We start from the raw sequence: 3,900 nt of genomic DNA, 5'->3' as shown, positions 1-3,900 counted from the left end.
GCTCATCTGGTGAGCTATCTGGCCGAAGTCCTTGCGCACAGCGGCGACATGAGAATCCCGCTCGGACTGCGCTTCGAACCCGACCCTCACCCGACGGCTACAGCGCTCGACTTCTTGACCGGCCCCGTGCCGATCGGTCTCATACCGCTGCGACGAATGCGAGGTATTCGCCTGCAAGCCAACGACATTGATCGTGCGTGGGGTAAAGGACCGGAAATCCGTGGGCACTCAGCCGAACTGCTGATGGCTACGGCCGGACGCACCGACGTACTGGATGGGCTCGAGGGGCCCGGATTGGCACTACTGCGGCAACGAGTATCTGGGTAGCACAGGGAAACGGCGAGGGCGGGCATGAATCTGCTTGACGCGCATAACTGCTACGCGCTGCGGGCAGCCACGCGCTCGTCGGCCTCGACGAGCTCGCCGCCGGTACCCAGCAGCACCCAGCGCGCGCCACGCCAGTAGAACGGGATGCGCGCCGCCGCGCTGGCTGACTCCACGACGTATCCACAGCGTCGCATCAGGCCTGTGGATGAGGTGGCGGCATCCGCGCAGGTGCCGCAGGCGCAGAAGACCTCGGCCGCGGAGGTCGCGTCGTGAGCAGCTCGGCCGACGATGCGACTGACCTGCCGGTCGGCGGTGAGCTGGCACCCCTCCGCCATCACCTCGCAGTGCCCGGATGCCCTGGCTGCGACCACGGTTGCAACGGGGCGGCCCGTGATCGGCGGACGGCGGGGGAGGGGAGCGGGGTCGTGCGGAATGGGTGCCGACAAGGCCGCGCGTTCGACCGATCGCGGGCGTGGCGGCCAATCGGCGGCTATGGCACGCAGGAAACGCGTCGCGGGCTCACCCGTGCCATCGATCCAGATGCCCGCCCACATGCCCCAAGTTGCGTTGGCGCGCAAGGCTTCCCGGGCGCACCCGCGCCGGGCCGGGCACCGCAGGCAGGCCGCCAGGGCGTGGGTGCGGTCGCTGCGGGTGAACCAGCGGTCGGGGTCGACCGTGCAGGGCAGGGGAGCGGTGACGGCCGGGGCGGTCATGCCGGGCCGCCGGACTTCGGGTCGCCGTCGAATCGGCGACGAGTGCGTTCGGTGACCTCGGTCAAGGCCCGCCGGATGGCGTCGCGACCCGGTCCGGACAGGGCGGCCCGGCCGACCGAGCGGGCCTGCCGCCCAGCCTCGCGTTCGGCGATCTGCTGGGCCACCCGGTGTCGCGAAGCCGCCAATTCTTCCTGCTCACGGGCCACGTCGAGCGCTGCCGGACGCTCCTGCAGATTGCCGTGGGCCTTGAGCATCCCGCCCAGCAGGCCGATCGGCTTGTGCGGCGCATCGGGAATCCAGTGCCCCGTGCCGATCCAGTCGGTGATCAGCTGGTTGACGTCTCGCGGTGTCCAGCCGTGGTCTGCGGCACCCTTGAGCACGTGGACCCACGGCGTGCCGGTGCGGTAGCGCCTGGCCCACGGCGGACTTTGCTCGTCGCGGACCCACCGGGTCGCCAGGGCGAGGGTTTGGTTGTCTGATGCTGTGCGGCGCGGAGCGACGCTGCGACCGGCTTGCCGGCTGCGGGTAGTGAGTTCTCTCTTAGGTGAGATTGAGTATCTAGCTTTAGACCCTCCGGGGTGGGGTGACAGCGAGTTAATCCGACTGTCGTGCAACGCCCACACCGATGCCCAGCCGCGACCCCGGTCGCCCACCCGCCAGCTTGCATAGCGCTCAGTGCGGGTGCGCTGCCGGCCACGCATGACCTCGGTGGCCACGCCGAGTAGTCGCAGCGCCGTCGAGGCGCGCTGCACGGTGCGCACCGAAAGGCCCGTGAGGGCCGCGAGGCGCGCGTTGGTGGGTCGGCAGTCGCGCCCGGTGCGATGGTCGGCGAACGAGGCCCTGGCCGCGGCCACCGCGATCAGCGACTTGAGACTGACCGGGTTGTTGGGCATGACGGGGCGGACGTCAGTGTCGTAGCGCTCTCGGAACGCAACCGGAACGGTCTCGTGGGCCCATCGGCGGGCACGTCCGCTCCAGCAAGGGACGGCGGCCCAAGGGTTTTCGAGCTCCAGCACGATGCGCGGCAGGCGCTCGAAACAATGCGCGCTGGCCTGCTGGATCCACTTGGGTGCGGTGCGGGCGGTGCCGCGGCGCGGCGTGTGCCGACTGCACCCCCGGTACGGGCGGTGCGAAGTCGGCGAGGGGCCACGGTGTGCGGTAACTAGACCGTGCGCAGGGCGTGCGCTACCGTGGAATGCGTCTTTCATGACGATTCCTTCACAGCTGAGGGGATTTGCGCGAAAGCACCTACGGCTCGAGCGGCAACTCGAGTCGGCCGACCCTCGGCCCTACGGGCCGGGGGTTTCGCCGTTTAGGTGGCGATGCGGGATGAAGTTGTGGCAGAACGGATCTGGGCGGCCGCTAATGGCGACCGGTGGGGAAGATTCCTTTCATCAGGCGGCAGTCGGGTACAACGGGACGACGTTCATCGACCACTCGGGCGAAGTGACGGATATCCGTCCTCGTCCAGTGACGGATATCCGTCGTCCATGGGAGAAGGATGCCGCAACAGCGGCCAAATTCGGCGGTGACACGCCGTAACACCAGTCACACGGGTAACGCGTGTATCGGAGCGGATCGGAGCCCATCGTCGCACGACGGCGCTCGCGAGCTGCGGTGAACGCCAGTGGATCACGCGGCTGGCCCGCGGGGGAGTGGCGGCTGCTGCCCGGTTCGACACGGTCGGGTGCGTGCCCGACGTCGCGGCAGCGCAATGGCGTGATGTCCGCCGGGCGAGGCCGCCCCATCGCGGTCAGGCGGTCCTGGACCGCACCGAATACCCGCCGTGGGCGGCGAGCGACGCCAGCTGCCGGAGGGCGAACTTGCGGGCTCGGCCCACCTTGGGAATGAACACACCCGACCACAACCCCTCGGCGCCCGGTGTCTCGACGGCCTCCTTCGCGCACAGCCAGCGGCGCGGGCAACTTCGGCACAACGCCTTGAGCTCGGCGTCGTCCCCGGCTTCGCTCCACCGATCCGGGTCGGCCAAGCATGGCGGCTTGCCTTGGACGAGGGCCGTGGGTGCCGTGTTCACGTGATCGTCTCCTTGGTCAGCGGTGGACTCGCACTGAAACACTAGCGTTGCAACACAAGCATCGCAACACTAACCCTCGCACTAACACTTGCGCCATGTACTCGTGCGCTAGCGTTGCCGCGTGCTGGTTATCGACGAACCGCTGGTGTTCAGTCGTCGAAGACTGCGCCCAGCACCCGGCTACACTGTCGCGATGGACGATGACGTGTCCGCGCCGGGGCAGGCCCGCGCAGGCGCAGCATTCGCCGATCGACGTCAAGAATTGGGCATCACGCAGCGCGAACTGGCCCGCATGGGCATCATCACCGCCAGTTCGCTGATCGCCTTCGAGAAGGGCAGGACGTGGCCGCGAGAGCGGACCCGGGCGACCCTCGAAGAGCTCGCGCACTGGCCAGCCGGAACACTAGCAACGATTCGGGCCGGGGGGCCGATCCCAGGGACAAGTCGCCCGAACCCGGTGCCGTCCGCCGATGCCCCACTGATCGAGGAGGCGGTGCAGGTGGCGATGGCGACCATCGACGTCGCGATCACCGGACTTCCCGACGACGACCACCCTAAGTTCGGTGATCACGTCTTCGCGGTGCTCACCGACCTCCGACGGTTGGAGACCATCGCGACCCGCGCCGTACGGGGTAGCCAGTCCGCACCCGAGGTCTTCAAGGCGCTCGGCATCGTCCGCGGACGCTACGACGAGTTGATGACGCGCGCTGCGCGAGCGCCGAGCGCCACCTTGGGACAGCGGCTGTACGTCACCCGGCGGGCGGTGCGGCTCACCGCACCCGAGATCGCCTTGGCCTTGGGTGCGCCGACGGAGCTGGTGACCGC

General features: G+C 68.8%; 4 protein-coding genes and 1 pseudogene. 2 read left to right on the top strand and 3 right to left on the bottom strand.

Annotated features, from left to right (window positions below; translation table 11 throughout):
* Nucleotides 1–327, top strand: a pseudogene (locus QOI01_RS05415) (maleylpyruvate isomerase family mycothiol-dependent enzyme); the annotation flags it as partial.
* A 50-nt stretch (nucleotides 328–377) separates the two neighbouring features.
* Here QOI01_RS05415 and QOI01_RS05410 read toward each other — a convergent pair.
* The 3 genes from QOI01_RS05410 to QOI01_RS05400 form a co-directional block, all read right to left on the bottom strand.
* On the bottom strand, nucleotides 378–1,040 hold the full coding sequence (locus QOI01_RS05410) for a WhiB family transcriptional regulator (RefSeq protein ID WP_526379159.1): 663 nt from the start codon (nucleotides 1,038–1,040) through the stop codon (nucleotides 378–380).
* Nucleotides 1,037–2,248 (bottom strand): helix-turn-helix domain-containing protein, encoded by a 1,212-nt coding sequence (locus tag QOI01_RS05405; protein WP_526379158.1) that lies wholly within the window; start codon nucleotides 2,246–2,248, stop codon nucleotides 1,037–1,039. Before QOI01_RS05405 ends, QOI01_RS05410 begins: the two co-directional genes overlap by 4 nt.
* Nucleotides 2,249–2,793: 545 nt before the next feature.
* Nucleotides 2,794–3,075, bottom strand: a complete 282-nt coding sequence (locus QOI01_RS05400; RefSeq protein ID WP_526379157.1) for a WhiB family transcriptional regulator — start codon at nucleotides 3,073–3,075, stop codon at nucleotides 2,794–2,796.
* A gap of 193 nt (nucleotides 3,076–3,268) precedes the next feature.
* Between QOI01_RS05400 and QOI01_RS05395 the strand changes: the two genes are divergently transcribed.
* Nucleotides 3,269–3,900 (top strand): helix-turn-helix domain-containing protein (locus tag QOI01_RS05395; protein ID WP_526379156.1); only part of this gene is annotated, 632 nt, incomplete at its 3' end.

The organism is Mycobacterium sp. (assembly GCF_032162605.1).
Classification (GTDB): domain Bacteria; phylum Actinomycetota; class Actinomycetes; order Mycobacteriales; family Mycobacteriaceae; genus Mycobacterium.
This window is presented reverse-complemented; position numbering and strand designations above follow the sequence as displayed.

Excerpts from the sequence above, each read along its gene's own strand:
- QOI01_RS05410 (WP_526379159.1), bottom strand. The coding sequence starts at position 1,040 with ATGACCGCCCCGGCCGTCACCGCTCCCCTGCCCTGCACGGTCGACCCC.
- QOI01_RS05405 (WP_526379158.1), bottom strand. The coding sequence starts at position 2,248 with ATGAAAGACGCATTCCACGGTAGCGCACGCCCTGCGCACGGTCTAGTT.